Here is a 2,099-nt window from a genome sequence, read left to right as displayed (position 1 = left end):
TTAAGGGTGTTTCCGGCCTGATTCGCTGACCGGATGGTCAGCGGGAAGGTGCCGTGATGACGACACTTGATGCCGTGGCGAAGAAGAAGGCCGAGGCCTCGGCCGAGCAGCTGGCAGCGGCGGAGTTGGTCCGGATGGCCAAACAGCAGGGCTTGTCCCTGACCGGGCCCGACGGGCTGCTGCGGCAGTTCACCAAGACCGTCCTCGAGACCGCGCTGAACGAGGAGATGACCGAGCACCTGGGATACGAACCCAACCAGGCTCCCGAGGGCCGGGAATCGGCGAATGTGCGTAATGGGACCAGGTCGAAGACGGTGTTGACCGAGACGACCGGGCCGGTGCCGATCGAGGTGCCCCGCGACCGTGACGGCAGCTTTCAACCGCAGATCGTGCGCAAGCGGCAGCGCCGATTGACCGGGGTCGATGAGATCGTGCTGTCGCTGTATGCGAAAGGCCTCACAACCGGGGAGATTTCGGCGCATTTCGCCGAGATCTATGGCGCGTCGGTGTCCAAGGAGACAGTCTCCCGGATCACCGACATTGATGATGAGACGCGTTCCCGTCCCGAGTCGTTGCTCAATCACTGACTGACGCCCTGCTGGGTTGTCCTTACTTTGTCCGCCGACTCGGGCGGGAACCTCCCTGAGCGCTCCGGCCGGGCGGGGATGACCTAATAGGGGCCTGGTTGCGCCTCGCCAATGTCTTGTCTGCCTGTCCGACCGGGTGTTCTATCACGACACCAGGAAAGGCAGGAAGCAGCGAAGATGCCCGAGACGAACAGGGTCATCGGCGGTGCCGATACCCATGCCGACACTATTCATGTCGCGGTGATCTCGATGGCCGGTCAGCCCATCACCGATCAGGAGTTCGCCACCACTGCGGCCGGGTATCGTGCGGCCATCGAATTCCTCACCAGCCACGGTGTTCCTCACGTCGTCGGCGTCGAAGGAACCAGTAGCTATGGTGCCGGATTCACCAGAGCCCTCGTTGCGGCGGGAATTCCGGTCCTGGAAGTCTGTCGCCCCGACAAGGCGACACGACGTCGGTGTGGCAAGTCCGACGTGCTGGATGCGTACTCGGCCGCTCGATCCGCCCTGTCCGGCCATGGGGTATCCGAGCCGAAGGACGCGCGGATCGGTGTCGTGCGGGCCCTGCTGGGCGCGCGTCGTTCGGCGGTGAAAGCTCGCACCGCATCGATCAACCAGATCAAGGCCTTGCTGGTGACCGCGCCGGAGGCAGTGCGACCGATTCCGCAAGATCGCCACCAAGCAGCTGATCACCGCGCTGACACGAGTGCGTCCCGGAACTCAGGGCGATCCGTTGTCGGCTGGAGTTTTGATGGCTGCAAAAGTTCTCGCCGACCGAGTTGTCTTTCTCGACCAGCAGGTTGCGACACTCACCGCCGAACTCGATGAGCTGACCGCGGTCTTGTGCCCGGCACTGCGGTCGGCTTACGGCATCGGTCCCGATACCGCCGCCCAACTGCTGGTCACTGCAGGTGACAACCCGCAACGGCTCAGGAGCGAGGCCTCGTTCGCTGCCCTGTGCGGAGCAGCGCCGGTGCCGGCGTCGTCTGGAAGAACCGTGCGGCACCGTCTGTCCCGCGGCGGTGATCGTGCCGCCAACAACGCACTGCACCGTATCGCGCTGTGCCGCATATCCAGACACGAACAGACGCGGTCCTATGCCATGCGACAGAGTCAGACCGGCCGCTCCAAACCGGAAATCCTGCGACTGCTCAAGCGCGCGATCGCTCGCGAGGTCTATCGGTTACTGACCCGCGCCGTCGGGATCCCCGACTACGGCGACCTGCGCCCGACCCGGCAAGACCGCAACATCACCCTCACCGCCGCCGCACGACACCTCGGCGTCTGGCCCGGCACCCTGTCCAGGCTCGAACGCGGCCAATCCCGCAACGATCAACTCGCCGACACCTATCGAGAATGGCTCACCTCCACGGCTTGACAACCATAGGAGCATCAAAGTGATCGCCGAGATGCAGGAATGGGCCAGCCGGCCGCTGGATGAGGTCTACGTGGCCGTCTTCATCGATGCGATCGTGGTGAAGGTGCGGGCTCTGTCGCACTCTTCGTGATGCC

General features: G+C 64.1%; 2 protein-coding genes and 2 pseudogenes. All 4 read left to right on the top strand.

The window, feature by feature from the left end:
- Positions 1–53 precede the first annotated feature (53 nt).
- Positions 54–539 (top strand): annotated as a pseudogene (locus tag ON19_RS30920) (transposase); the annotation flags it as partial.
- A 159-nt stretch (positions 540–698) separates the two neighbouring features.
- Entirely contained in the window at positions 699–1,415 is a 717-nt protein-coding gene (locus ON19_RS44095; RefSeq protein ID WP_306307067.1) for an IS110 family transposase, read from the top strand.
- Positions 1,339–1,965 carry a transposase gene (locus tag ON19_RS44090; protein WP_227954831.1) on the top strand — a complete coding sequence of 209 codons (627 nt, stop codon included), beginning with the start codon at positions 1,339–1,341 and terminating at the stop codon, positions 1,963–1,965. Before ON19_RS44095 ends, ON19_RS44090 begins: the two co-directional genes overlap by 77 nt.
- Positions 1,966–1,981: 16 nt before the next feature.
- Positions 1,982–2,074 (top strand): annotated as a pseudogene (locus ON19_RS42305) (transposase); the annotation flags it as partial.
- Positions 2,075–2,099 lie beyond the last annotated feature (25 nt).

It is taken from the genome of Nocardia abscessus NBRC 100374 (assembly GCF_000308455.1).
Lineage (GTDB): Bacteria > Actinomycetota > Actinomycetes > Mycobacteriales > Mycobacteriaceae > Nocardia > Nocardia abscessus.
Note: the sequence above shows the minus strand (reverse complement) of the source record. Positions and strands in the feature narration are given on the sequence as shown.

What these genes read in the sequence shown, in the direction of transcription:
- ON19_RS44095 (WP_306307067.1), top strand. Translation starts at nt 699, where the DNA reads ATGTCTTGTCTGCCTGTCCGACCGGGTGTTCTATCACGACACCAGGAA.
- ON19_RS44090 (WP_227954831.1), top strand. Translation starts at nt 1,339, where the DNA reads ATGGCTGCAAAAGTTCTCGCCGACCGAGTTGTCTTTCTCGACCAGCAG.